Below are 23,798 nucleotides of genomic sequence, written 5' to 3'. Positions count from 1 at the left end.
ATCAACCAGCGCATCGTCGATGTCGGCGGCATCCAGGGCGAGCGTGGCTACAGCGCCTACGAGGTCGCGGTGCAGAACGGCTTCGCCGGTACCGAAGCCGACTGGCTGGGCTCGCTGCAGGGGCCGGCCGGGCCCGGCGGCCCGCAGGGTCCCGAGGGTCCCGCCGGTGGCGGGCCGCGCAGCGTGGTCTACGACGACGACGGCCGCGACGTGCTCACCCTGGCCGGCGCCGACGGCACCACGATCGCCAACCTCGCCGACGGCGTGGCCGCGACCGATGCGGCCAACGTCCGCCAGATCCAGGCCGGCGACGCCGCCACCCTGGCCTCGGCCAACACCTACACCGACACCGTCGCGGTGCAGACCCTGCAGTCGGCCAACGAGTACACCGACAGCCGCTTCGCGGCCTGGGATGCGCAGCTCGATTCGATCCAGCGCGGCATCGACGACCGCTTCCAGCGGCAGGATCGCCGCATCGACCGGCAGGGGGCGATGGGCAGCGCGATGCTGAACATGGCGATCAACGCCGCGGGTTCGCAGAGCCCACGCGGACGCATCGCGGTGGGTGCCGGCTTCCAGGGTGGCGAGCAGGCGTTGTCGGTCGGCTATGGCCGCAAGGTCGGAGAACGCGCATCGTTCTCGCTGGGCGGCGCGTTCAGCGGCGGCGAGAAGTCGGCAGGCATCGGCTTCGGGCTGGACCTGTGACCCGGCCGTCCGGCACGCGCCGGGCGCGGTTGTCCTGCGGCTCCTGTCGCAAGCCCGCCGGCGCGGGCATCCCTGTCGCGGCCCGGATGCTCGACATCGGCCGGCCGCCGCGCCCACCCGGCGTTCGCGGGCCTGGCTCGACGGCCTGACGTGGCAATGCCGCAGCGGCGCTCGCCGTCCGATCCCCGCCATGCCCGCATGTCAGTCCGCGGCATGATTTCCCGATCCACCTCCTGACGGGCGGTCCAGCCCTTTCAGGAGAACGTGATGACTCGTTGCTGCAACCCTGTCTCCAACCGCCTCCGGCGTTCGGTTGCGCTGGCCTTGCTGTCGTTGGCCGGCGGCCACGCGGCCGCCGGAGACACCTGCGTCACGACTCCGGTGCAGGCTGGGGCCGATGCCGCGTATGCGGGCGATTGGCAGAGTACGCTCGCCTGTGGACGCCAGTCGTTCGTCACCGGCGCGTTCTCGGTCGGCTACGGCGCCCATACGACCAGCGTCTACGACGGTGCGGCCTTGTTCGGTTACAACGCCGACGCCTTCACCCGGAACAGCACCGCCATCGGCAACGGCGCGATCGCGGGATTCAACGGCCCCGGCGAGCTGTCCAACCGGACCGGCTCCACGGCCGTCGGCGCCTACACCAACGCAGCGCGCGGTGCCGTGGCCATCGGCCTGTGGTACGACGTCGACCGCGACGGCTCGCTGGATGAGAACGAGCGCACGATCGCGACCAACGAAGGAGCGGTGGCGATCGGGGCCGCCACACGCGCCGACGGCATCAATGCGGTGGCCATCGGCTTCCGAAACACCGCCGCGTCCAGCGGCGTGGGGTTGGGCTCGCTCAATGCGGCGGCCACATATGGCACCGCCGTCGGGTACGACAACACCGTGGCCTTCGGCGGCAGCGCGCTCGGCCTGTCGAACCGGAGCGGCTCGTACGCCGCCGCCTTCGGCGGTTTCAACCAGGCAATGGGGCAGTACTCGCTGGCGATGGGCTACACCAGCGAGGCAACCGGAGCGTCCAGCGTGGCGATCGGCGCCAACGCCAACGCCACCGTCGACAACAGCGTCGCCATCGGCAGCGGTTCGGTGGCGGACCGCGAATTCACCGTGTCGATCGGCTCCCCGGACCGGATGTACCAGATCGCGAATCTCGCCGCGGCGACCGCGGACACCGACGCCGTCAACCTGTCTCAGCTCTTCCCCGTCGCCACCGCGCTCGGCGGCGGCGCCAGCTACGCGGGCGGCGTGTTCATCGCACCCGGCTACGACATCCGCGGAACCTCGTACGACAACGCCGGCGATGCGTTCTTCGCCATCGACGCCTGGCTGGGCGATGTCGAGGCCCTGATCGCCGAGGCGGGTGGCGTACCCGGGCCGCAGGGTCCCGCCGGACCGCAGGGACCCGAAGGTCCGGCCGGTGGTGGACCGCGCTCGGTGATGTACGACCAGGATGAGGGCGACACCATCACGCTGAACGGGGAGGACGGCACACTCGTCTCCAACGTCGCCGACGGCATCGCCGACATGGACGCAGTCAACGTCCGGCAGATGCGCGCCGGCGATGCGATGACGCTCCAGTCCGCCCGGGCGCATGCCGATGCGGGCGACGCGGCGGCCCTGCAAGCCGCGCAGGTCCATGCCGATGCCGGAGATGCCGCCACCCTGGCCTCGGCCAACACCTACACCGACACCGTCGCGGTGCAGACCCTGCAGTCGGCCAACGAGTACACCGACAGCCGCTTCGCGGCCTGGGACGCGCAGCTCGACTCGATCCAGCGCGGCATCGACGACCGCTTCCACCAGCAGGATCGCCGCATCGACCGGCAGGGCGCGATGTCCGGCGCGTTCGCGGGCATGGCGATGAACACGGCGGGCCTGTCCGGCCGCAACCGCGTCGGCGTAGGCGTCGGGGCCCAGGGCGGCGAGCAGGCCCTGGCAGTGGGCTACCAGCGCGCCGTCGGCGATCGCGCCAGCGTGTCGCTCGGCGGCGCCTTCAGCGGCGGCGAGAAGAGCGTGATGGGCGGCGCCGGCTTCAGCTGGTAGCGCGCGCCGGGCGCGCGCACGCGGTCCCGCACGAAGGCGGGACGTCGCGTCGCCGGCGGGCGACCGGAGCGGAACTCCGCTCCCGTCCCCGTTCCGCGGCCCCGCCGCAACGCGATCGCGGCGCCGGGCATGACCTGTGGCCCGGCCGCGTCGCCGGGTGGGCTGATACCCTGCCCGGCGGTCCGTCACCCGCCATCGCCATGATCCGACGCCTGTCTGTCCTGCTCCTGCTGGCCGCCCCCGGGCTGTTGCAGGCCCAACCCGCGCAACCGCTGACCCTGGAGCGGGTCATGGCCGATCCGGACTGGATCGGGCCGCCGGTGGAGCAGGCCTGGTGGTCGTGGGACGGCAAGCGCGTCTACTACCCGCTCAAGCGCGACGGCAACCGCATCCGCGACCTGTACGCGCAGGACATCGCCGGCGGCGCGGCGCAAGGGGTGGACGGCGCCGCACGCGCGGGCATCGATGCGCGCGACCCGGTGCTCGACCCGCAGCGCACCCGCATGGCGTTCGTGCGCAACGGCGACGTGTTCGTGCGCGACCTGCGCAATGGCGCGCTCACCCAGCTCACCCGCAGCGAGGCCACCGAGGCCGCGCCGCGCTGGAGCAGCGATGGCGCCCTGGTCTGGCGCAGCGGACACGACTGGTACCGCTGGAACGCGGCCGACGGCGCCGTCGCCCATGCCGCGGCACCCAAGGCCGAGGACGATCCGGCAAAGCCGCCGAAGCCCGACCTGCTGCGCGAGGACCAGCTGCGCCTGGTCGAGACCCTGCGCCGCGAGCGCGCGCGTCGCGAAGCCGCACGCGAACAGGAAACCGACTGGCGCCGCGCCGATCCCACCCGCGCACCCGCGCCCGTCTACCTAGGCAAGGATGTCGAGATCGCCGCGACCGCGCTCTCGCCCGACGGCCGCTGGCTGCTGGTCGCCACCGAACGCAAGCAGGACGAACGCGGCCAGGGCGGCAGGATGCCGATGTACGTCACCGAGTCGGGCTACGAGGAGTTCGAGGACGTGCGCACCCGGGTCGGGCGCAATCCGCCGCGCGCGCAGTCGTTCTGGCTGGTCGACATGCGCGACGGTGCGCGCCGCGAGCTGAAGACCGATGGACTGCCCGGCATCGGCGACGACCCGCTGGCGCGGTTGCGCAAGGCCGCCGGCAAGGAGCCGCTGAAGGGCCCGCGCCCGGTGCGCATCGAGGACGACGGCGACGGCATCGCCTGGAGCGCAGACTCGCGCTTCGTCGCGCTGATGCTGCATTCGGTCGACAACAAGGACCGCTGGCTGGCCACCGCCGAACCCGCCGTCGCGACCCTGCAGTCGCGCCATCGCCTGAGCGACGAGGCCTGGATCAACTGGGAATACAACCAGTTCGGCTGGCTCCACGACCAGCGCACGCTGTGGCTGCTGTCGGAGGAAAGCGGCTGGTCGCACCTGTACACGGTCGATGCCGGCCGCGGCGGCCGTGCGCGCGCGCTGACCTCGGGCCGCTGGGAGGTCTCGCAACCGGCGCTGTCGCCGGACGGCTCGCGCTTCCATTTCGCCTGCAACCGCGCACGTCCCGGCGACTACGAGCTGTGCACCGTGCCGTCCGCCGGCGGCGAGGTACGCGAGCTGACCGACCTGGGCGGGGTCGAGGGCTTCGTCGCCTCGCCCGACGGCACCCGCCTGCTGCTGCGCCACTCCTCGAGCTATGTGCCGCCGCAGCTGGCCGTACTCGATGCCGATGGCGGCAACCTGCGCACGCTCACCGATACGCGCAAGCCCGAATACATCGCCCATGACTGGCTGCAGCCGGAGGTCGTGCAGGTGCCCTCGAAGCACGGCGCCGGCACGATCTGGGGCAAGTTCTACGGTCCGAAGACGCTCGAGCCCGGGCGGCGCTATCCGGTCGCGCTGTTCGTGCATGGCGCCGGCTACCTGCAGAACGTCAGCGACCGCTATCCGAACTATTTCCGCGAGCAGATGTTCCACAACCTGCTGGTGCAGCGCGGCTACATCGTGCTCGATCTCGACTACCGCGCCTCCGAAGGCTACGGCCGCGACTGGCGTACCGCGATCTACCGGCGGATGGGCCATCCGGAGCTGGAGGATTACCTGGACGGCATCGACTGGCTGGTCGAACAGCGCCAGGGCGACCGCGAACGCGTCGGCGTCTACGGCGGCAGCTACGGCGGCTTCATGGCCTTCATGGCGCTGTTCCGTGAGCCGGGCAAATTCAAGGCCGGCGCGGCGCTGCGCCCGGTCGCCGACTGGACCCAGTACAACCACGAATACACCAGCAACATCCTCAACACGCCCGACATCGATCCCGAGGCCTACCGCGTTTCCTCGCCGATCGAATACGCCGACGGCCTCCAGGGCAGCCTGCTGATCGCGCACGGCATGATCGACGACAACGTGTTCTACCGCGATTCGGTGGTGCTGGCGCAGCGGCTGATCGAGCTGCGCAAGGACAAGTGGGAACTGGCGAGCTACCCGCTCGAGCGGCATGCCTACCAGCAATCGGATTCCTGGTACGACCAGTACCGCCGCGTCCTCGAGTTGTTCGAGCGTACGCTGAAGTGAGGCCCGCGGCGGGCACGGCCGAGACCTTGCGACCATCGCCGGCCAAATGGCTGGCGATGGTCGCGATCTCGGCGGTGTTCGTCTGGATCGGCCTGCGCATCATGGGCACGCACCCGCTGATCGGGTGGAGCAGCCTCGTGTTCTTCGGCCTGTGCGGCGGGCTCGCGGTGCTGAACCTGCTGCCCGGGGCGAGCTGTCTGGTGCTCGACGAAGACGGCTTCGAGATCGTCTCGCTGTTCCGGCGCTCGCGGGTGCGCTGGACCGAGGTGGCGCGTTTCGGCGAAACGCGGGTGGGGCTGCACCGGCTGGTCGGCTTCGACTTCGTCGACGGCCACGCCGGCAGCGACCGGCTGCGCCGCGTCAACCGCAACCTCAGCGGTTTCCAGGCCGCGCTGCCGGACACCTATGGCCTGTCCGCACGCGATCTGGCTGCGCGCATGGACGTGCGGCTCGCCGCGCACCGGGCGGACGCGGCCTGGCGCGCCTGATCCGCGCCAGGTGCGGCGGAATACGCGTCTGACGCGCCGTCTCGCAAGAAGCCTTCCGTCGTTCCGGCGAAAGCGGGGATGACGGCGCTGGAAGCATGCGGCACGGGGCACCAGGCGGTACGGCGCACTAGAATGTCGGCATGGACCGCTTCGACGACATCCGCGACTACCTCACGGGCCTCCAGGACCGGATCTGTGCCGCGATCGAAACCGCCGACGGCGGTGCCCGTTTCGTCGAGGACGCCTGGCAGCGCCATCCCGATGGCGCCGGCAGCCACCTGCGCGGCGGCGGGCGCACGCGCATCCTGCGCGACGGCGCGGTGTTCGAGCAGGCCGGGATCGGGTTTTCCGACGTCTCCGGCGACACCCTGCCGCCTTCGGCCACCGCGGCGCGCCCGGAACTGGTGGGCGCCTCGTGGCAGGCGGTCGGCGTGTCGCTGGTGTTCCATCCGCATAATCCCCACGTACCGACCACGCATGCCAACGTGCGCCACTTCCGCGCGCAGCGCGATGGGCAGACGGTGGCCTGGTGGTTCGGCGGCGGCTTCGACCTCACCCCCTTCTATCCCTTCGACGAGGACGTACGGCACTGGCACCGGACCGCGCGCGACCTGTGCGAGCCGTTCGGCGGGGAACAGCGCTACGACGCGCACAAGCGCTGGTGCGACGAGTATTTCTTCCTGAAGCATCGCAACGAGACGCGCGGCGTCGGCGGCCTGTTCTTCGACGACCTGCACGGCGACCTGGAACAGGACTTCGGCTACCTGCGCGCGGTCGGGGATGGATTCCTCGATGCCTACCTGCCGATCGTCGAACGCCGCCGCGACACGCCCTACGACGAGCGCGAGCGCGCGTTCCAGCTCTACCGCCGCGGCCGCTACGTCGAGTTCAACCTGGTCTACGACCGCGGCACCCACTTCGGCCTGCAGAGCGGCGGCCGCGCCGAATCGATCCTGATGAGCCTGCCGCCGCTGGTGCGCTGGGAGTACGGCTACGCACCCGAGCCCGGCAGCGCCGAAGCGCGACTGCACGACTACCTGGTGCCGCGCGACTGGCTGGCAGGCACCTGAGCGCGATGCACGACGCCACCACGCAACTGCAGGCCAACCTCGAGGCGATCCGTGCACGCATCGACGTGGCCTGCCGTGGCGCCGGCCGCGATCCCGTCGACGTTCGCCTGCTGCCGGTGAGCAAGACCGTGGACGAAGCGCGGCTGCGAGCGGCCCATGCCATCGGCATGCGCGAGTTCGGCGAGAACAAGGTGCAGGAGGCGCTGGCCAAGTCCGAGGCGATGGCCGACCTGCCCGACCTGCGCTGGGTGCTGATCGGCCACCTGCAGACCAACAAGGCGAAACATGCGGCGCGCTTCGCCAGCGAGTTCCAGGCGCTCGACAGCCTGCGCGTGGCGCAGGCGCTCGACACGCAGCTGCAGAGGCACGGCCGCGCGCTCGACGTGCTGGTGCAGGTGAATACCTCGGGCGAAGCCAGCAAGTTCGGCCTGGCGCCCGATGACGTGCCCGCCTTCATCCGTGAACTGCCCGCTTTCTCGTCGCTGCGCGTGCGCGGGCTGATGACGCTGGCGCTGTTCTCCGAAGAGGCGACCCGGGTGCGCCCATGTTTCGTGCGCCTGCGCACGCTGCGCGACCGCTTGCGCCAGGACGCACCGGACGGTATCGCGATGGACGAACTGTCGATGGGCATGTCCGGCGATTTCGAACTCGCGATTGCCGAAGGCGCGACCACGGTGCGCGTCGGCACCGCCCTCTTCGGCAACCGCGATACGCCCGACAGCGCTTACTGGCCCGGCCTTGCGGGCGCTGGCGACGCGGGCGCGGCGTGAGCGCACCGGGCACGTTCATGCCGTCTGCGGGAACGCGACTGGTCGACGTCATCTCGATCCAGTCGCAGGTCGCCTACGGCGGTGTCGGCAACGCCATCGCGGTGCCGGTGCTGCAGGCGCTGGGCCTGCAGGTGGCGCCGGTGCCGACCGTGGTGCTGGGCAACACCCCGCACTACCCGACGATGCACGGCGGCGCGCTGCCGCAGGACTGGTTCGAGGGGCTGCTCGACGACCTCGAGGCGCGCGACGTGGCCTCGCGCGCGCGGATGCTGCTGGTCGGCTATCTCGGTTCGCCGCAGCAGGGGTTGGCGCTGGCGCGCTGGCTCGACCGCGTCCACGAGCGCAACCCGAAGCTCGCGGTCCACATCGATCCGGTGATCGGCGACCACGACACCGGCTCCTACACCGATCCTGCGCTGGTGCCGGTATGGCGCGACCATCTGCTGCCACGCGCGGAGGGGCTGACGCCGAACCACTACGAGCTGGAGCAACTGGGCGGCCGCCGCCTGCGATCGCTCGATGACTGCGTGGAGGTCGCCGCCGGCCTGCTCAGCGACACCACGCACTGGGTGGTGGTGACCAGTGCCGCGCCGGAGACGTGTCCGCCCGGGACGCTGCAGCTGGTTGCGGTATCGGCCGACGGCTGCGAAACGTTCGAGCATCCGCTGGTGCGGCACGCGGTGAAGGGCGTCGGCGACATGTTCGCCGCGCTCGTCGGCGGACGCATGGTCGATGGCGCATCCCTGTCCGAGGCCGTACGCCGCGCCTGCGACGACGTGGTCGCGGTACTGCGCCACGTGCAGGCGCAGGGCTGGCAGGAGCTGGCGCTGCCGCGGGCGATCGCGCGTGCGTTCGATTGAAGCCGTCCTGCTTGCAGAGGACGCGCGTTCCAGTCCCACCGCAGTCCGAGGTGTGCCGCACCACAGATCGCGGCTGAAGCCGCGCCTACGGGTATCGCACCGCCATCGCGCAGCACGCCCCTGCCCGGTAGGAGCGCCTTCAGGCGCGACCACACGAGGCGACGGCGGACGCCACGGCGATATCGCGGCTGAAGCCGCTCCTACATGTATCGCACCGCCATCGCGCAGCACGCCCCTGCCCGGTAGGAGCGCCTTCAGGCGCGACCACACGAGGCGACGTCGGACGCCACGGCGAGATCGCGGCTGAAGCCGCTCCTACATGTATCGCACCACCATCGTGCAGCACGCCCCTGCCCGGTAGGAGCGCCTTCAGGCGCGACCACACGAGGCGACGTCGGACGCCACGGCAAGATCGCGGCTGAAGCCGCTCATACATGGATCGCACCGCCATCGCGCAGCACGCCCCTGCCCGGTAGGAGCGCCTTCAGGCACGACCACACGAGGCGACGGCAGACACCCCGGCGAGATCGCGGCTGAAGCCGCTCCTACATGTATCGCATCGCCATATCCGCTCCTGCGGTGTCCTGCGCCGGGAAGGCGGTTGCCGCTGCGATGTCTCAGAACGAAGCGTTGAGCTTGACCCACGCCGTACGTCCGGGTTCGTGGATGCGCGTCGGGTCGGCCGGATAGCCGAAGGCGCTGTTGCCGGCGAGGTTGAGGTGCTCGGCATAGTCGCGGTCGAACAGGTTGTCGATGCCGGCGGCCAGGCGCCACTGGTCGTTGATACGGAACGCGCCGTTGAGCGAGAACACCGCGAACCCGCTGCTGGGTCCCAGATCGCGGCCGACCACATTGCCCAGCGCCGGACTGACCCTGTCCTGCGAGGACGCCGCGCGCAACAGCGCGCCAGCGGACCATGTGCCGTTGTCGTATGCGGCGTTGAGCCGTGCCTCCAGCGGCGGCATCTGCGGAAGGGCCTGGCCGGTCTCGGCCAGTTCGCCCCAGGAGTAGGCCAGCGTGCCGCCCAGCTTCCAGTGTTCGGCCGCACGCCACTCCACGCCGGCCTCGCCGCCGCGGATATTCGCATCGGCGTTGCGCGCGCGCGTGATCGTCCCGCCCATGCCGTCGATGTAGTCGAAGGCGATGTAATCGCTCATGCGCCCGGCATACGCCGAGACCCAGGCATCGATCCGCTTGCCTGCATGGCGCATGCCGACGTCGAGCTGGGTGGTGCGCTCGGGCTGCACGCCGGCAAAGGCGTTGACCGCGCCGTCCGGGCCACGGTTGGGGGAAAACAGTTCCCAGTAGTCGGGCATGCGCCGGGTGTGGCCGATGCCGGCGTACCAGCGCAGCGGCCGGCCGTCGAGGTCCTGTTCGAAGCGGACGAAGGCCGAGGGCAGCGTTTCCGCGCGCGTCTGCCCCAGGGTCGGGTTGGGCATCGGCATCATGCCACTGGTCGTGGCGCGGCGGTCCTCGGCTTCGCTGCGGTCCACGCGCGCGCCGGCGATCACGTGGTTGCGCGCATCCAGGTGCCAGTGCAGTTCGGCGAAGGCGCCGGCCTGGCGGAAGCGCGCATCCACCGTCCACGGCTGCGCGAGGTACTGGCCGCGGCCCATGGCGCTGCGGCGCGAATGGCGGCTGCTGCGTGCGTCGACGCCTGCGGTGAGTTCCCAGTGTTCGCCGCCGAAGCCGAACGCGGAACGGCCGCCGCTGGTGCGGTGGGCGACGTTGCTCGCCATCGGCATCGCCATCGTGCCGTTGGGGTCCGGGTCGCGCAGCGTGTAGTTGTCCATGACGTGGTCGACGTCGTTGTAGTAGAGGTTCGCCGCGATCTCGCGCAGCCGGCCCTGCATGCCCTTCTTCTCGAAGCGCAGTCCGTAGGTGGTGCGGTCGAACCGGGTACCGTCCATGGCGCGCCCGGCATAGCGCGCCTGGCCGTCGCCGGTGCCGACGCTGGCTTCCAGCACGGTATCCGGATCCGGCGTCCAGCCGACAGCGGCGTCGGCGTTCCACTTGTCCCAGGCCGAGGGCACGCGCCGTCCGGCGCCGTCCTCGTAGTCGTCCGATTCGGAGCGGTTGGCCGTCAGCCGCCCATACACCTGCGGAGTGCCGGCGATGGCATCGAGCACCTGGTCGTTGCGACCGTGGCTGGCGAACATGGCGCTGCCTTCGAGGCGCAGGCCGGGCACATCGAAGTACGGGATCTCGCGTTCGAAGCGCACCGTCCCGGCCGAGGCGCCGCCGCCCCACAGCACCGTCTGCGGCCCCTTGACGATGGTCAGCCGGTCGTAGGTTTCCGGCGACACGTAGGACATCGCGTTGTCCATGCGCGAGGGGCAGGCGCCCATCAGTGCGCCGTCGCCGGCGAGCAGGTTCAGGCGCGAACCGAACTGGCCGCGCAGCACCGGATCGCCGTTGCTGCCGCCGCTGCGCAGCGTGGCGAAGCCCGGCACGGTCTTGAGGTAGTCGGCGCCGTCGCTCGCCGGCACCGGCTGCCGCGGCAGGCGCGGATCGGTGACCCAGGTGAGCGATGCCACCGGCGCCACGCCGACCACCACCAGGCTGTCGAGGTCGACGATGCGCTCGTCGCCGGGCACGACCGATTCCGCCGCCCGCGCGTCGGCCGCCGCCAGCTGCCACAACGCCAACGCACCCGCCACTGCCACGCACAACATCTTGCCCTTCATCTCGATTCCTCCGTTCATGGCGCCATTGCAGCGCCGTTGCGCACATGGAGGAAGGGACAAAATGTCCTGTTCGTGCAGTCGCTTGACCTGCGTCAGGCCGGCCACGCGATCGGCTTTGCGCCTGACGCAGGTCAAGGTCGAAAGTGCGGGTTCACGGGATGCTGCGGTTGCCGCGGACTGCTTCGCGCGCGGATGACGCGCCCACGCCCGGGCGGACACCCATCTTCCAGGATGCAAGCCATGACCCAGTTCAACATCCATCTCGACCAGCGACTGGACAACGTCGCCACGTTCGAGCGTCGCCTGCAGGCGCAGGATCCCGCCGCCCTGGCCGATACCGCCGCCGGCAACGTCCTGCGCGTGTCCACCAGCCTGGGCGAGGACGAGATCGCCGCGAGCCTGCGCATGGCCGGACACACCGGCGAGACCGTGCAGATCGAACGCCAGGCCTCGACCTGCTGCGGTGGTTGCGGGGGCTGATCGCAGCGACCGCGACGCTGCCGGCCCGATGGTCCGGGCCTCGACACGACAGCCCATCCGCCTTCTGCACCTTCCACCCGCGAAGGGCACAATGCCCCGCAAAGCGGGGCAAGGACATGCGGTTATTCGACCGTGACCGCCTTGGCCAGGTTGCGCGGCTTGTCGACGTCGGTACCGCGCGACAACGCCGTGTGATACGCCAGCAGCTGCACCGGGATGGTGTGCACGATCGGGCTGAGCACGCCGACGTGGCGCGGGGTGCGGATCACGTGCACGCCCTCGGACTCGTTGAAGTTGCTGTCGGCATCGGTGAACACGAACAGCTCGCCGCCGCGCGCGCGCACTTCCTGCATGTTCGACTTCACCTTCTCCAGCAGGCTGTCGTTGGGTGCGATCACCACCACCGGCATCGCCGCATCCACCAGCGCCAGCGGGCCGTGCTTGAGCTCGCCGGCCGGATACGCCTCGGCGTGGATGTATGAGATTTCCTTGAGCTTGAGCGCGCCCTCGAGCGCGATCGGGTAGTGCACGCCGCGGCCGAGGAACAGGGCGTGGTCGCGCGGCGCGAAGCGCTCGGCCCACAGGGCGATCTGCGGCTCGAGGTTGAGCGCGTGCTGGATGCTGCCGGGCAGGTGGCGCAGCGCCTCGATGTACTCGCCCTCCTTGTCCGCGTCGAGCCGGCCGTGCAGCTTGGCCAGCGTGGCGGCGAGCGCGAACAGGCCGACCAGCTGGGTGGTGAAGGCCTTGGTCGAGGCGACGCCGATCTCGGCGCCGGCGCGGGTGTAGAACACCAACCGGCTGGCGCGCGGGATCGCGCTCTCGGGCACGTTGCAGATCGAAAGCGTCTTGTCGTGCCCGAGCGACCTGGCGTACTTGAGCGCCTCCATCGTGTCCAGCGTTTCGCCCGACTGCGAGATGGTGACGATCAGCTGCTTCGGGTTCGCCACCGCCTTGCGGTAGCGGTACTCGCTGGCGATCTCGACGCTGCACGGCAGTCCGCTGATCGCCTCGATCCAGTAGCGCGCCACCGAACCGGCGTAGAAGCTGGTGCCGCAGGCCAGGATCTGCACGCCCTCGACCCCGGCCAGCACCTCGTCGGTGTCCTTGCCGAACAGCGCCGGCTCGAATGCGCTGGCGTCGATGATCGCCTCGAGCGTGTCGGCGATCGCGCGCGGCTGCTCGTGGATCTCCTTCTGCATGAAGTGGCGGTACGGGCCGAGCTCCAGCGACGCCAGCGAGACATCCGACAGGTGCTCTTCGCGCTGCACCGGCGCATCGTCCGCGCCGAACACGCGAACGCCTTCGCGGCTGATCTCGGCGGTGTCGCCTTCCTCCAGGAAGATCACCCGGCGCGTGTACTGCACGATCGCCGAGACGTCGGACGCGACGAAGTTCTCGCCCTCGCCGAGGCCGATCAGCAGCGGGCAACCCATGCGCGCCACCACCATGCGGCCCGGCTCCTTGCGGCTGATCACCGCCAGCGCGTAGGCGCCGTGCAGCTCCTTGACCGTGCACTGCAGGGCGCCGAGCAGGTCCTGGCCGCCCTTGAGGTAATGATGGATCAGGTGCGCGATCACCTCGGTGTCGGTCTGCGACTCGAACGCGTAGCCGAGCTGTTGCAGCCGCTCGCGCTGCTGCTCGTGGTTCTCGATGATGCCGTTGTGCACCAGCGCCACGCCGTGGCTGATGTGCGGATGCGCGTTGGCCTCGGTGACGCCGCCGTGGGTGGCCCAGCGCGTATGGCCGATGCCGAGCGAGGCTCGCACGCCTTCGGCCTGCGCGGCGGCTTCCATTTCCGAGACGCGGCCGGTGCGGCGCACACGGCGCACGTCGCTGCCGTCGACCAGGGCGATCCCGGCCGAGTCGTAGCCGCGGTATTCCAGACGCTTCAGTCCGTCGATCAGGACCGGAACCACATCGCGATCCGCGATCGCGCCGACGATGCCGCACATGAATCCGCATCTCCCCGAGTGTCCGCCAAGTGTACGGGAAAGGCCTGTCCGACCGGACAGCCTGAGTGTCCGCGCGGACACCCGGACAGACGCATTTTCCTTTAATGATCAACGGCATCGACGTTGGCACGGAGGTTGCGTGCAACCTTCCTGCCTCCTTCGACATCCATTGACCTGCCCATGGACCAGCCCGCCCGCATCCGCGACACCTCCGGCCAGGACCAGGTGCTGGCCCGGCCCTCCGGACTGCGCCGGCTGCCGAAGGCCTGGCTGCTGGGCGGCGCCGCGGCGCTGGTGCTCGGCCTGCTCGCGGCCTGGGTGATAGGCGGCTGGGCCTCTGGCTCCAGTTCGTTCGATGCCTCGCGCATCCGCATCGCCGAGGTCACCCGCGGCGACCTGGTGCGCGACCTGTCCGCCGACGGCCGCGTCATCACCGCCAACAGCCCGACGCTGTACGCGATCGCCGGCGGCACGGTGACGCTGAAGGTGGTCGCCGGCGACGTGGTCGAGCAGGGCCAGGAACTGGCCGTGATCGACAGCCCCGAGCTGCGCAGCAGGCTGGTGCAGGAGGAATCGACCCTGGCCAGCCTGCAGGGCGAAGCCAACCGCGCCGTGCTCGATGCCCAGCTCACCCGCTCCGACGCGCAGAAGCTGCTCGACCAGGCGCAGATCGACCACACCGCCGCGCAGCGCGACGTCGAGCGCTACCAGCGCGCCTTCGAGGGCGGCGCGGTGTCGAAGAACGAGTACGATCGCGCGCTCGACGGAATGAAGAAGGCCGACCTGGGCCTGGCCGCGGCGCGCAAGGATTTCTCGCTGCAGGGCGAGGGCGCGGGCATCGACGCGCGCAACAAGCGCCTGCTCGCCGAGCGCCAGCAGGCAGTGGTGGGAGAACTGCGCCGCCAGGTCGAGGCGCTGACGCTGCGCGCGCCGTTCGACGGCCAGGTCGGCCAGGTGCAGATCGCGCAGGGCACCAACGTCGCGGTCAACGCGCCGATCCTGAGCGTGGTCGACCTGAGCATGTTCGAGGTCGAGATCCGGGTGCCGGAGAGCTTCGCTCGCGACCTGGCGATCGGCGTGCCGGCGCAGGTCACCAGCAGTGGCAACCGCTACGCGGCGCTGGTGTCGGCGGTCTCGCCCGAGGTGGTCAATGGCGAGGTCACCGCGCGGCTGCGCTTCGACGACGGCCAGCAGCCGCCCAACCTGCGCCAGAACCAGCGTCTGTCCGCGCGGATCGTGCTCGACACGCGCGAGGACGTGCTGATGGTCGAGCGCGGCCCGTTCCTGGAACAGGACGGCGGGCGCTTCGCCTGGGTGGTCGACGGCAGCAGCGCCGTGCGACGCCCGATCCAGGCAGGGGCCGCCAGCCTCAACGCCGTGGAAATCGTATCGGGACTGGAGGCGGGCGAGCGCATCGTCGTCTCCGGGACCGACCAGTTCGCCAACGCGGACCGCGTCCGCATCTCTGGACAATGACCATGAACGCCTTCGCCCATTTCCCCACCCGCCTGCACTGGACCGCGCAGCAACTGGCCGATGCCGTCCCGCTGCGCCTGCACGAAGTGTTCGCCTTCGACGCCGCGCGCGACAATGCCAGCCGCGCCGCCGCCAACGGCGAGCGCGCACGCGCCCGCACAGCCGCCGGATACGTCGGACGCTCGGCGCTGCCGGGCCGTTTCGGCGTGCACTGAGCCGCGTCCGCTTTTTCCATCCCGGTCTCGCCGGGACGCGTCCGCCTCTCTCTCCGGACAGCGTCCCGCGGCATCGCCGCCACGGCCGGGATGGCCCTTCTCACCGCCGCGCCCGAAGGAATACACCATGCTCGACATGCGCCAGGTCACCAAGGTCTACCGCACCGAACTCGTCGAAACCCATGCCCTGCGCTCGCTCGACCTGCACGTGGGCGACGGCGAGTTCGTCGCCGTCACCGGCCCGTCGGGCTCCGGCAAGACCACCTTCCTCAACATCGCCGGCCTGCTGGAGACCTTCACCGGCGGCGACTACCACCTCGACGGGGTCGACGTGAAGGGGTTGAGCGACAACCAGCGCTCGCGCCTGCGCAACGAGAAGATCGGCTTCATCTTCCAGAGCTTCAACCTGATCCCCGACCTCAACCTGTTCGACAACTGCGACGTGCCGCTGCGCTATCGCGGCATGCCCGGCAACGAGCGCAAGCTGCGGATCGAGCAGGCGTTGTCCCAGGTCGGGCTGGGCTCGCGCATGAAGCATTACCCGGCGGAACTGTCGGGCGGCCAGCAGCAGCGCGCGGCGATCGCACGCGCGCTCGCAGGTTCGCCGCGGCTTTTGCTGGCCGACGAACCCACCGGCAACCTCGACTCGCAGATGGCGCGCAGCGTCATGGAGTTGCTGGAGGACATCAACTCGCGCGGCACCACGATCGTGATGGTCACCCACGACCCGGAACTCGCCGCGCGCGCGCAGCGCAACGTGCACATCGTCGACGGCATGGCGACCGACCTGACGGTGGAACCGAGCCTGGCGCGAGTCGCCCGCCGCGAAGCCGAATCCGTCAGCGCCGTTTAAGCAGGGGCCGGACCCGCCATCGCGCCCGTCGTTTCCCGGCGGCATTCCAACCGACACATCGGCGGGCCAGGGCCCGCCCTACGGAGCCAATCCATGTTCGGCTACTACCTCAACCTCGCGCTGCGCAGTTTCAAGCGCAACAGGGTGCTCACCGCACTGATGGTCCTGGCGATCGCGCTGGGCATCGGCGCGTGCATGACCACGCTGACCGTGTTCCGGGTGCTGTCCGGGGACCCGATCCCGCACAAGAGCAGCCAGCTGTTCTACGTGCAGCTCGATCCGGAGAGCGCGTTCGGCTACGTGCCGGGGGAGGAGCCTTCGGACCAGATGACCCGTTTGGACTCGGAAACGATGCTGCGCGAGAAACGTGCCGACCGCCAAGCGATGATGACCGGCGGCAACGTGTCGGTCACGCCGGACAATGCCGACCTGGTGCCGTTCATGGCGACGTCGCGCTACACCAGCGCCGACTTCTTCGCGATGTTCGCGGCGCCGTTCCTGCACGGCAACGGCTGGAGCGAGACGGAGGACACGGCCGGCGCACGGGTGGCGGTGATCTCGAAGGAGCTCAACGACAAGCTGTTCGGGGGCGGCAACAGCGTCGGCAAGCAGGTCAACCTGGCGGGCAACGACTTCTCGGTGATCGGCGTGCTCGACACCTGGCGCCCGACGCCGCGCTTCTACGACATGTACAGCGAGCGCTATGGCGAGCTGGAAGAGGTGTTCCTGCCGTTCTCCACCTCGCGCGAGCTGTCGCTCTCGCGCAGTGGCAGCATGAACTGCTGGGGCGACAGCGGCGGCGATTCGACCTCGCTCAACGCGCCCTGCACGTGGATCCAGTACTGGGTCGAGCTGGACAGCCCGCAGAAGGCTTCCGCGTATCGCGACTACCTGGTCAGCTACTCCGAACAGCAGCGCCAGGCCGGGCGCTTCGAGCGCGAGGCCAACGTGCGTCTGCGCAACGTCATGCAGTGGCTGGACCACAACAAGGTGGTGCCCGGCGACGTGGTGATGCAGCTGTGGCTGGGCTTCGGCTTCCTGCTGGTCTGCCTGCTCAACACCGTGGGCCTGCTGCTGGCCAAGTTCCTGCGCCGCAGCAGCGAGATCGGCGTGCGCCGGGCGTTGGGTGCGTCGCGGCTGGAGATCTTCAAGCAATGCCTGGTCGAAGCCGGCACCATCGGGCTCGCCGGCGGCATCCTCGGGCTCGGCCTGTCGTTGCTCGGCCTGTGGGCGGTGCGCCAGCAACCGGCCGACTATGCCGAGCTCGCGCATCTGGATCTGGGCATGCTGCTGACGACGTTCGCGATCGCGATCTTCGCCAGCCTGTTCGCCGGCCTGCTGCCCGCCTGGCGCGCGATGCAGGTAACGCCCGCCATCCAGCTCAAATCCCAGTGACCATCGCTGTAGGAGCGGGCCATGCCCGCGACCGCAACAGCAGCCAGTCGACGACGCATCGCCGGACGTGATGCGGGCCACCCACAACGCGTCCCTGTCGCGCCCATAGGGCGCTCCTACAGGACGATGCTCCGGAGAACCACCATGGAAATCCGCCCCATCCTCTCCACCCTGCTGCGCCACAAGACCGCCGCCGCGCTAATCGTGCTGGAGATCGCGCTGACCTGCGCGATCATCTGCAACGCACTGTTCATGATCGGCGAGCGCATCTCGCAGGTCACCGAAACCAGTGGACTCGCCGAGAACGAGATGGTCCGCGTGCAGTTGCTGCCGGTCGGCGACGACGCCGACGCCAACGCGCAGACGCGTTCGGACCTTGCGATGTTGCGCGGCCTGCCTGGCGTCAAGGCCGCGACGGTGACCAACCAGGTGCCGTTCGTGAACTCCTCGTGGAACAGCGGTGTGCGGCTCGATCCGGACCAGCAGACCACGACCCTCAACGCCTCCAACTACATGACCGAGGAGCAGTTCATCGATGCATTCGGCCTGAACCTCGTCTCCGGACGCAACTTCACTGTGGACGAGTACGTCGACTTCGATGTGCTCAACGCCCCCGAAAGCGAGGCACGCGTCGCCAGCGTCATCGCCACCCGTTCCCTCGCCGAACGGCTGTTCCCCGGCGAAGATGCCGTGGGCAAGTCGATCTACGTCTGGGGCAACGAGCCGGTGCGGATCGTCGGCATCGTCGAACACCTGGTCCGGCCGAGCATGCAGGGCGGACCGACAGCGCGGGAGTACGCACTGATCATGCCGGTGCGTGCCAGCTACACCATCGGCGGCAACTACGTGCTCCGGACCGATCCCGAGCGCCGCGCCGAAGTGCTGGCCGCCGCCAGCGAGGCGCTGCGCGGCAACGGGCCCCGTCGCATCATCCTCGAAGAGAACACCAAGACCTTCGAGGAACTGCGCCGCGAGTTCTACCAGCAGCCGCGCTCGATGGCATGGCTGCTGGCGATCGTGTGCATCGCGCTGTTGTTCGTCACCGCGCTCGGCATCGTCGGCCTCGCCAGCTTCTGGGTGCAGCAGCGCACCAAGCAGATCGGTGTGCGCCGCGCGCTGGGTGCGACCAAGGGACAGATCCTGCGCTATTTCCAGACCGAGAACTTCCTGCTCGCCACGATCGGCATCGTGATCGGCATGTTGCTCGCATACGGCATCAACCAGTTGCTGATGGGCAAGTACGAGCTGCCGCGGCTGCCGTTGTACTACCTGCCGATCGGCGCCCTGGCGTTGTGGCTGCTGGGGCAGATCGCGGTCTTCGGACCGGCGCGCCGCGCGGCCGAGGTACCACCGGCGATCGCGACCCGGAGCGTCTGATGGCGTGGCCGCGGACATCGCAACCGGCGACGGCCGGGGGCGCTCGCATGCGGATGTTCGCCGGGCCCTTGCTTGGAGCCTTGTCCGCCCTCGTCGCCTGCCACGCGCAGGCGACGGACGCGCCGTCGCCGGAGGGCCTCGCCGAAGCGATTGCCGCGCAGGATGCCTCGGTGTTCGAGGCCTTCAACCGCTGTGCCGATCCGGCCCAGCTGGAAGCGCACGCCGGCCATTTCGATCCGCGGGTCGAGTTCTACCACGATGCCGGCGGCGTGACCTGGACGCGGGACGAGATGCTGGCGAACACGCGCAGGCACGCCTGCGGAAAGTACACCCGCGAACTCGTCGCCGGCAGCCTGCGGGTCCATCCGGTCCACGGATTCGGCGCGATCTCGCAGGGCACGCACCGCTTCTGCCAGGCGACTTCGGGGACGTGCGAGGGCGTCGCGGACTTCACCATGGTTTGGCGGCACGATGCCGGCGCGTGGCGCATCACCCGCGTGCTCAGCTACGGCCATCGTGCCGCCGCGGACTGATCGGCTTACGATACGCACACACCCATTCCTGCAGGCACGATGCCCACCGTCCTCGTCATCGACGACAACCCGTCCGTCGCCACCGCGCTCGACCTGCTGTTCTCGCTGCACGAGATCCACGTGCAGCGCGCGGAAACGCCGGAAACGGGCCTGGCGCTGCTGCAGCGCGGCGGCATCGACCTGGTCATCCAGGACATGAACTTCCGCGCCGACACCACCTCCGGCGACGAGGGCGTGGCGCTGTTCCGCGATATCCGCGCGCAGCACCCGGACATGCCGGTGATCCTGCTCACCGCGTGGACGCGGCTGGAATCGGCGGTCGACCTGGTCAAGGCCGGTGCCGCCGACTACGTGGGCAAGCCCTGGGACGACCACAAGCTGCTGGCCTCGGTGAACAACCTGCTCGAGCTTTCGGAAACCCGGCGCGAGCTGGCCGCGCGCAGCGGTGGGGAGCGCCGGCGTCGCGAAGCGCTGGCGCGGCAGCACGACCTGCGCGGCCTGGTGTACGACGACGTCGCCAGCGAGACCGTGCTGGCGCTGGCGCTGCAGGTCGCACGCTCCGAGCTGCCGGTGCTGGTCACCGGGCCCAATGGCGCCGGCAAGGAAAAGTACGCCGAGATCATCCACCACAATTCGGCGGTGAAGTCGGGCCCGTTCGTGGCGGTGAACTGCGGCGCGCTGCCCAGCGAACTGATCGAGGCCGAGCTGTTCGGGGCCGAACCCGGCGCCTACACCGGCGCGGGCAACAAGGCGCGCACCGGCAAGTTCGAGGCCGCCGACGGCGGCACCCTGTTCCTCGACGAAATCGGCACGCTGCCGCCGGCGGGGCAGGTGAAGCTGCTGCGGGTGCTGGAAACCGGTCGCTTCCAGCGCCTGGGCGGCAACCAGGAGCGCACCGTGAAGGTGCGCGTGGTCAGCGCGACCAATGCCGACCTGCCGGCGATGATCGCCGACGGCCAGTTCCGCGAGGACCTGTACTACCGGCTCAACGGCATCGAGCTGCGCGTCCCGCCGCTGTCGCGCCGGCCGCGCGACATCCTGCCGCTGGCGCGACATTTCCTCCCCGCCGGAAAACAGTTCGGCGAGGGTGCCGAACGCGCGCTGCTGCGCCACGCCTGGCCCGGCAACGTGCGCGAACTGCGGAATGCGGTGCAGCGCGCGGCGCTGCTGTCGGGCGAGCGCATCGAAGCCGAGGCGCTGGGCCTGCAGGCGCTGGCATCGCCCCCGCACGCGCATGGCGGGGGCGACGAACCCGATCGCGCCGCGATCGAGGCCGCGCTGGCTCGCAGCGGCGGCGTGCTCGCCCAGGCGGCGGCCGACCTCGGCCTGTCGCGGCAGGCGCTGTATCGCCGGCTCGACCGCTACGGCATCCCGCGCGGCTGACACGACGCATCGATGCGCATCCTCCGCGTCCTGCCGCTGGCGATCCGCATGGTCGCGCTGGTGCTGTTCGGCGTCGCCGCGACCGCCGGGCTCACCGCGCTGCTCGCCCAGTGGCTGATACCGTGGCAGGCGGCGCTGGCGGCCGCGGCCGTGGTCGGCGCCACGATGGGCATCGTGGTCTGGCGCACGTTCGTGCCCTTGCGCGCGCTGTTCCGCGCGCTGGCAGGGACCGTCGCCGGCTACCGCGACGGCGATTTCAGCTTCGGCATCACCTGGGACCGCTACGGCGACCTGGTCGAACTGGTCGACGCCCACAACGAACTCGGCCAGGCCCTGCGCGACCAGCGTCTGTCGCTGGTGCAACGCGAACTGTTGCTCGACACCATGGTGCAGAACACGCCGGTGGCGATGCTGCTGCTCGACCCGTCCCGGCGCGTGGTGCTGGGCAACCTCGCCGCGCGCCGCATGCTCGGCGATGGTCGGCGCCTGGAGGGCCACGCGCTCGATGCCCTGCTGGACGCCGCGCCGGCCGCGGTGGGCGAGGCCTTCGCGCGCGGCGGCGACGGCATGTTCACCGTCGGCGACGAGGACCACGAGGACATCTACCACCTCGCCCGGCGCACGTTCCGGCTCAACGGCCGCCGGCACGAATTGGTGCTGCTGCGGCAGATGACCGCCGAACTGCGCCGCCAGGAAGTGCAGACTTGGAAGAAGGTGATCCGCGTGATCAGCCACGAGCTCAACAACTCGCTGGCGCCGATCGCCTCGCTGGCGCATTCGGGTGCCGAGCTGCTGCGCCGTGGACAGTACGAGAAGCTGCCGATCGCGCTGGCGACGATCGAGGAGCGCGCGCGGCACCTGGAAGGGTTCCTGCGCGACTACGCGCGCTTCGCCAAGTTGCCGTCGCCGCGGACCGAGCCGATGCGGTTGCCGCAGTTCGTCGAGAAGCTGCGCACGCAGATGGACTTCGCGATCGAGGGCACGGTTCCCGACGAGGTGGCGCGCTTCGACCCGGCGCAGCTGGAGCAGGCGCTGCTGAACCTGATCAAGAACGCGCACGAATCCGGCACCGCGCCCGGGACCGTCTCGCTCGCGGTGCGGCGCATCGCCGACGGCTGGCGCATCGACGTGCTCGACCGCGGCAGCGGAATGAACGAATCGGTGCTGGAGAACGCGCTGCTGCCGTTCTATTCGACCAAGCGCAGCGGCACCGGCCTGGGGCTTGCGCTCGCGCGCGAGATCGCCGAGGCGCACGGCGGCCGCATCGCCCTACTCAACCGCGACGGCGGCGGACTATGCGTGTCGATGGTGCTGCCGCGCCCGACGGACGTTGGTTGACGATCCTGAAGAACGCGCCGCCGCGCGCCGCGCCTGCGGACGATGTGCGGACGCCGCTTGCGGATGGCGCGCAGAACCGGGGTCAGAGTCGACTTTCCGCTCTTGATGGCACCGCTTCGGAAACGCCCGGAAGGAAAGTCGACTCTGACCCCGGTTCCGGGAGGCGCTTCTACGATTTCTTCGGCCGCGTCCACCCTTCGATCGCGACCTGGCGCGCGCGCGCCAAGGTGAGCTTGCCCTCCGGCGCGTCGTGGCTGACCACCGAGCCCGCACCGATCGTCGCCTCCGCCCCCACCGTCACCGGCGCCACCAGCACCGTGTTCGAACCGATGAAGGCGCCGTCGCCGATGACGGTCTTCGACTTGTTCACGCCATCGTAGTTGCAGGTGATGGTGCCGGCGCCGACGTTGACCTTGGCGCCGATCTGCGCGTCGCCGAGGTAGGTGAGGTGGTTGGCCTTGCTGCCGACTCCGAGCGTCGCGTTCTTGGTCTCGACGAAATTGCCCACGTGCACGCCGTCCGCCAGCACCGTGCCCGGCCGCAGCCGTGCGAACGGACCGATCGTCACCGCCCCCTCGGCGCGCGCGCCCTCCAGATCGCAGTGCGCGCGCACCTCGGTGCCGGCGCCGAGCACCACGTCCTTGAGCCGCGTGAACGGCCCGATTCGCACGCCATCGCCGAGCTCCACCCGACCTTCGAACACCACGTCGACATCGATCTCGACGTCGCGCCCCACCACCACCTCGCCGCGGATGTCGACGCGCGCGGGATCGGCGATCCGCGCCCCCTGCAGGCACAGCGCCCGCACCGCGCGCAGCTGGAACGCGCGCTCGAGCTGCGCCAGTTGCCAGGGATCGTTGGCGCCCTCGGTTTCGCGCGCATCGTCCACGCGCACGATCTCGGCCGCGGTGAAGTCGGCCGCAGCCATGGCGGCGACGTCGGTGAGGTAGTACTCGCCCTGTGCATTCTCGTTCGACAGGCGCGAGAGCCACTCCTTGAGCGCGGTGGCATCGGCCACGATCACGCCGGTGTTGACCAGACGCACCGCGCGTTGTTCGTGGTTGGCGTCCTTCTCCTCGACCACGGCGGCGACGCGGCCTTCGGCATCGCGCAGCACCCGGCCATATCCGGTCGGGTCGTCGAGCTCGGCCACCAGCAGCGCGAGCCGGCCATCGGCCCCCAGCAGTCGACGGAGCGTGGCCGCGGTGAACAGCGGCGCGTCCCCGTACATCACCAGCACGCGCGCATCGTCGGGCACGTCCGGCATCGCCTGGCGCACGGCGTGGCCGGTGCCGAGCTGGCGAGCCTGCTCGGCCCACTGCAGATCGTCCTGCGCGGCGAATGCTTCCCGCACCCGATCGCCACCGTGGCCGTGGACCACGTGGATGCCGGCCGGCTGCAGTTCGCGGGCGGTCGCGATCACGTGCGCCAGCATCGGCCGGCCGGCGACCTTCTGCAGCACCTTGGGCAGCGACGACTTCATGCGCTTGCCCTCGCCGGCGGCGAGGATGACGACGTGCAGTGGCGTGCTCATGGGACTTCCATCGGGACCAGAATGCGATTCTAGGGTGGCCGGGGCGCGATGTCCGGCTTTGGGCGT

General features: G+C 70.0%; 18 protein-coding genes and 1 pseudogene. 16 read left to right on the top strand and 3 right to left on the bottom strand.

Annotated features, from left to right (window positions below; all coding sequences use genetic code 11):
- Nucleotides 1-243 precede the first annotated feature (243 nt).
- The 7 genes and pseudogenes from JMO03_RS21595 to pdxK all read left to right on the top strand — a co-directional run.
- Nucleotides 244-705, top strand: a pseudogene (locus JMO03_RS21595) (YadA-like family protein); the annotation flags it as partial.
- A gap of 267 nt (nucleotides 706-972) precedes the next feature.
- The gene (locus tag JMO03_RS02150; protein WP_202839730.1) at nucleotides 973-2,754 is read left to right on the top strand and encodes a YadA-like family protein; all 1,782 of its coding nucleotides are present in this window, start codon (nucleotides 973-975) and stop codon (nucleotides 2,752-2,754) included.
- 203 nt (nucleotides 2,755-2,957) lie between these two features.
- Nucleotides 2,958-5,321 carry a S9 family peptidase gene (locus JMO03_RS02145; protein ID WP_425491761.1) on the top strand — a complete coding sequence of 788 codons (2,364 nt, stop codon included), beginning with the start codon at nucleotides 2,958-2,960 and terminating at the stop codon, nucleotides 5,319-5,321.
- On the top strand, nucleotides 5,318-5,809 hold the full coding sequence (locus JMO03_RS02140; RefSeq protein WP_238345815.1) for a hypothetical protein: 492 nt from the start codon (nucleotides 5,318-5,320) through the stop codon (nucleotides 5,807-5,809). Before JMO03_RS02145 ends, JMO03_RS02140 begins: the two co-directional genes overlap by 4 nt.
- A 140-nt stretch (nucleotides 5,810-5,949) precedes the next feature.
- Entirely contained in the window at nucleotides 5,950-6,879 is a 930-nt protein-coding gene (hemF, locus tag JMO03_RS02135; protein ID WP_202839724.1) for an oxygen-dependent coproporphyrinogen oxidase, read from the top strand.
- 5 nt (nucleotides 6,880-6,884) lie between these two features.
- A complete protein-coding gene (locus JMO03_RS02130; RefSeq protein WP_202839722.1) occupies nucleotides 6,885-7,649 on the top strand; it encodes a YggS family pyridoxal phosphate-dependent enzyme in 765 nt (254 codons plus the stop codon).
- Between the two features lie 17 nt (nucleotides 7,650-7,666).
- Nucleotides 7,667-8,509 carry a pyridoxine/pyridoxal/pyridoxamine kinase gene (pdxK, locus tag JMO03_RS02125; protein ID WP_202839720.1) on the top strand — a complete coding sequence of 281 codons (843 nt, stop codon included), beginning with the start codon at nucleotides 7,667-7,669 and terminating at the stop codon, nucleotides 8,507-8,509.
- A 617-nt stretch (nucleotides 8,510-9,126) separates the two neighbouring features.
- Here the strand turns inward: pdxK and JMO03_RS02120 are convergent.
- Nucleotides 9,127-11,214: a TonB-dependent copper receptor gene (locus JMO03_RS02120; protein WP_238345814.1), complete on the bottom strand. Its 2,088-nt coding sequence runs from the start codon at nucleotides 11,212-11,214 to the stop codon at nucleotides 9,127-9,129.
- A gap of 222 nt (nucleotides 11,215-11,436) precedes the next feature.
- Between JMO03_RS02120 and JMO03_RS02115 the strand changes: the two genes are divergently transcribed.
- Complete coding sequence (locus JMO03_RS02115; RefSeq protein WP_202839718.1) at nucleotides 11,437-11,676, top strand: hypothetical protein; 240 nt, start codon at nucleotides 11,437-11,439, stop codon at nucleotides 11,674-11,676.
- 122 nt (nucleotides 11,677-11,798) lie between these two features.
- Here JMO03_RS02115 and glmS read toward each other — a convergent pair whose 3' ends face one another.
- Nucleotides 11,799-13,628: a glutamine--fructose-6-phosphate transaminase (isomerizing) gene (glmS, locus tag JMO03_RS02110; RefSeq protein WP_202839716.1), complete on the bottom strand. Its 1,830-nt coding sequence runs from the start codon at nucleotides 13,626-13,628 to the stop codon at nucleotides 11,799-11,801.
- 180 nt (nucleotides 13,629-13,808) lie between these two features.
- On the opposite strand from glmS, the gene JMO03_RS02105 reads away from it, so the two are divergent.
- The 8 genes from JMO03_RS02105 to JMO03_RS02070 all read left to right on the top strand — a co-directional run bounded on the left by JMO03_RS02105 (nucleotide 13,809) and on the right by JMO03_RS02070 (nucleotide 22,198).
- Nucleotides 13,809-15,104: an efflux RND transporter periplasmic adaptor subunit gene (locus JMO03_RS02105; protein WP_202839714.1), complete on the top strand. Its 1,296-nt coding sequence runs from the start codon at nucleotides 13,809-13,811 to the stop codon at nucleotides 15,102-15,104.
- Nucleotides 15,105-15,106: 2 nt separating this feature from the next.
- Nucleotides 15,107-15,319 carry a hypothetical protein gene (locus tag JMO03_RS02100; RefSeq protein WP_202839712.1) on the top strand — a complete coding sequence of 71 codons (213 nt, stop codon included), beginning with the start codon at nucleotides 15,107-15,109 and terminating at the stop codon, nucleotides 15,317-15,319.
- Nucleotides 15,320-15,446: 127 nt separating this feature from the next.
- Nucleotides 15,447-16,172, top strand: coding sequence for an ABC transporter ATP-binding protein (locus tag JMO03_RS02095; RefSeq protein ID WP_202839710.1), 726 nt, complete (start codon nucleotides 15,447-15,449; stop codon nucleotides 16,170-16,172).
- A 93-nt stretch (nucleotides 16,173-16,265) separates the two neighbouring features.
- A complete protein-coding gene (locus tag JMO03_RS02090; RefSeq protein WP_202839709.1) occupies nucleotides 16,266-17,567 on the top strand; it encodes an ABC transporter permease in 1,302 nt (433 codons plus the stop codon).
- A gap of 144 nt (nucleotides 17,568-17,711) precedes the next feature.
- The gene (locus JMO03_RS02085) at nucleotides 17,712-18,944 is read left to right on the top strand and encodes an ABC transporter permease (RefSeq protein WP_202839708.1); all 1,233 of its coding nucleotides are present in this window, start codon (nucleotides 17,712-17,714) and stop codon (nucleotides 18,942-18,944) included.
- 80 nt (nucleotides 18,945-19,024) lie between these two features.
- Entirely contained in the window at nucleotides 19,025-19,477 is a 453-nt protein-coding gene (locus tag JMO03_RS02080) for a nuclear transport factor 2 family protein (RefSeq protein ID WP_238345813.1), read from the top strand.
- Between the two features lie 39 nt (nucleotides 19,478-19,516).
- Nucleotides 19,517-20,860, top strand: a complete 1,344-nt coding sequence (locus tag JMO03_RS02075; RefSeq protein ID WP_202839706.1) for a sigma-54-dependent transcriptional regulator — start codon at nucleotides 19,517-19,519, stop codon at nucleotides 20,858-20,860.
- Nucleotides 20,861-20,872: 12 nt separating this feature from the next.
- Nucleotides 20,873-22,198 carry a sensor histidine kinase gene (locus JMO03_RS02070; RefSeq protein WP_238345812.1) on the top strand — a complete coding sequence of 442 codons (1,326 nt, stop codon included), beginning with the start codon at nucleotides 20,873-20,875 and terminating at the stop codon, nucleotides 22,196-22,198.
- Nucleotides 22,199-22,367: 169 nt separating this feature from the next.
- Here the strand turns inward: JMO03_RS02070 and glmU are convergent, their stop codons facing one another.
- On the bottom strand, nucleotides 22,368-23,732 hold the full coding sequence (glmU, locus tag JMO03_RS02065) for a bifunctional UDP-N-acetylglucosamine diphosphorylase/glucosamine-1-phosphate N-acetyltransferase GlmU (RefSeq protein WP_202839705.1): 1,365 nt from the start codon (nucleotides 23,730-23,732) through the stop codon (nucleotides 22,368-22,370).
- Nucleotides 23,733-23,798: the final 66 nt, after the last annotated feature.

This window comes from Luteimonas saliphila (assembly GCF_016774335.1).
GTDB classification, from domain to species: domain Bacteria; phylum Pseudomonadota; class Gammaproteobacteria; order Xanthomonadales; family Xanthomonadaceae; genus Luteimonas; species Luteimonas saliphila.
Note: the sequence above shows the minus strand (reverse complement) of the source record. Positions and strands in the feature narration are given on the sequence as shown.

Bases quoted from the DNA above. Each gene is read 5' to 3' on its own strand.
- JMO03_RS02150 (WP_202839730.1), top strand. From the start codon at position 973: ATGACTCGTTGCTGCAACCCTGTCTCCAACCGCCTCCGGCGTTCGGTT.
- hemF (WP_202839724.1), top strand. From the start codon at position 5,950: ATGGACCGCTTCGACGACATCCGCGACTACCTCACGGGCCTCCAGGAC.
- JMO03_RS02130 (WP_202839722.1), top strand. From the start codon at position 6,885: ATGCACGACGCCACCACGCAACTGCAGGCCAACCTCGAGGCGATCCGT.
- pdxK (WP_202839720.1), top strand. From the start codon at position 7,667: ATGCCGTCTGCGGGAACGCGACTGGTCGACGTCATCTCGATCCAGTCG.
- JMO03_RS02120 (WP_238345814.1), bottom strand. From the start codon at position 11,214: ATGAACGGAGGAATCGAGATGAAGGGCAAGATGTTGTGCGTGGCAGTG.
- JMO03_RS02115 (WP_202839718.1), top strand. From the start codon at position 11,437: ATGACCCAGTTCAACATCCATCTCGACCAGCGACTGGACAACGTCGCC.
- glmS (WP_202839716.1), bottom strand. From the start codon at position 13,628: ATGTGCGGCATCGTCGGCGCGATCGCGGATCGCGATGTGGTTCCGGTC.
- JMO03_RS02105 (WP_202839714.1), top strand. From the start codon at position 13,809: ATGGACCAGCCCGCCCGCATCCGCGACACCTCCGGCCAGGACCAGGTG.
- JMO03_RS02100 (WP_202839712.1), top strand. From the start codon at position 15,107: ATGAACGCCTTCGCCCATTTCCCCACCCGCCTGCACTGGACCGCGCAG.
- JMO03_RS02095 (WP_202839710.1), top strand. From the start codon at position 15,447: ATGCTCGACATGCGCCAGGTCACCAAGGTCTACCGCACCGAACTCGTC.
- JMO03_RS02090 (WP_202839709.1), top strand. From the start codon at position 16,266: ATGTTCGGCTACTACCTCAACCTCGCGCTGCGCAGTTTCAAGCGCAAC.
- JMO03_RS02085 (WP_202839708.1), top strand. From the start codon at position 17,712: ATGGAAATCCGCCCCATCCTCTCCACCCTGCTGCGCCACAAGACCGCC.
- JMO03_RS02075 (WP_202839706.1), top strand. From the start codon at position 19,517: ATGCCCACCGTCCTCGTCATCGACGACAACCCGTCCGTCGCCACCGCG.
- JMO03_RS02070 (WP_238345812.1), top strand. From the start codon at position 20,873: ATGCGCATCCTCCGCGTCCTGCCGCTGGCGATCCGCATGGTCGCGCTG.
- glmU (WP_202839705.1), bottom strand. From the start codon at position 23,732: ATGAGCACGCCACTGCACGTCGTCATCCTCGCCGCCGGCGAGGGCAAG.